The organism is Mesorhizobium sp. M0633, from assembly GCF_040320645.1.
Lineage (GTDB): Bacteria > Pseudomonadota > Alphaproteobacteria > Rhizobiales > Rhizobiaceae > Mesorhizobium.
In genome coordinates, this window is the sequence record NZ_JAMYQC010000113.1 from 1 (window position 1) to 1,117 (window position 1,117).

The window sequence follows — 1,117 nt, forward strand, 5'->3', positions numbered from 1 at the left end:
TTCGGAACGAATACGTTTGCCTGATGGGAGCGGTGTGAATCGAGAGGTTCACGCACCGTTCTGCGAGAGGCCGGCAGGTGAAATTCCTCCGGCCTACTCACCCCTGGATCAAGACCAACATGGCTCCGCTGCGCGGTTGGGGGCCGAAGGGCGAGCGGCTGCGCGGCTTGGCCCCGCACGGCCACTGGCGCACGCTGACCTTCCTCGGCGCGCTGCGCTGCGATAGGCTCGCGGCACCTTGCGTCTTCGACGGGCCAATCAACGGCCAATGCTTCCGCGCCTATGTCGAGCAGCAGCTCATCACCGTGCTGAAACCCGGCGACATCGTCGTCATGGATAATCTGGGAAGTCATAAGTCGGCGGCGATCAGGCAGATGATCAAGGCTGCCGGCGCCAGGCTTTGGTACCTGCCACCCTACTCCCCCGACCTCAACCCGATCGAGCAGGCCTTCGCCAAGATCAAGCATTGGATGCGACAAGCTCAGAAGCGTACCGTCGAGGACGCTTGGCGCCACATCGGCCACCTCGTTGCGACGATCGAACCCGGCGAATGCAAAAACTACTTCGCAAACGCCGGATACGCTTCCGTCAAAACGTGAAAGACTCTAGGGTGCCAAGGTTCGAAACGAGTGCAGCCGACCATAGCGAACGGAAGGTCTTGTGCTGAAAAGGAACCAGTGAAGATGTTCTCTTCGCCATTGTGGGAAGCTTCGGGATCGACCGCGGGGCTGGATTTGGTTCGCCTCACTCAACCATGGCCTCGCCATACAAGCCAAGCTGCCACAGTGGCGCGCCTGCTAACCCAGAAAACTTGGCGGCCTTAACTACCCCCTGAGGAGTGTCTCTCGACATTCCTCAGGGAACTCGACGCGAATGTCTGCAATATCCGCTAAGCGGGCAGAATTTCTGCGACAGCATTTGCTGAAACCCTACTTTACAACAGTGTGGCGCTTCCGGCCGAGCGAAAGCCGGATCGGGAGATCTTGGGAAGATATCATTGTATCAACCTCGACAACGTTGCCGTTGATCCGCACACCTCGTCCCGAGATCGCCCTTCGCGCTTCCCCTTTGGAGGAGGTCAATCCGGCGCGTACCAGCAAATCCACAAGGGCTACTC

At 59.1% G+C, this 1,117-nt stretch carries 1 protein-coding gene and 1 pseudogene; one reads left to right on the forward strand and one right to left on the reverse strand.

The window, feature by feature from the left end:
• Window positions 1-104: 104 nt before the first annotated feature.
• Window positions 105-599: pseudogene (locus NKI47_RS34890) on the forward strand (IS630 family transposase); the annotation flags it as partial.
• Window positions 600-929: 330 nt separating this feature from the next.
• On the opposite strand, the gene NKI47_RS34895 reads toward NKI47_RS34890, so the two are convergent.
• Window positions 930-1,117, reverse strand: a 188-nt coding sequence (locus tag NKI47_RS34895) for a S4 domain-containing protein (RefSeq protein WP_352596369.1), incomplete at its 5' end; no start/stop codon positions are given.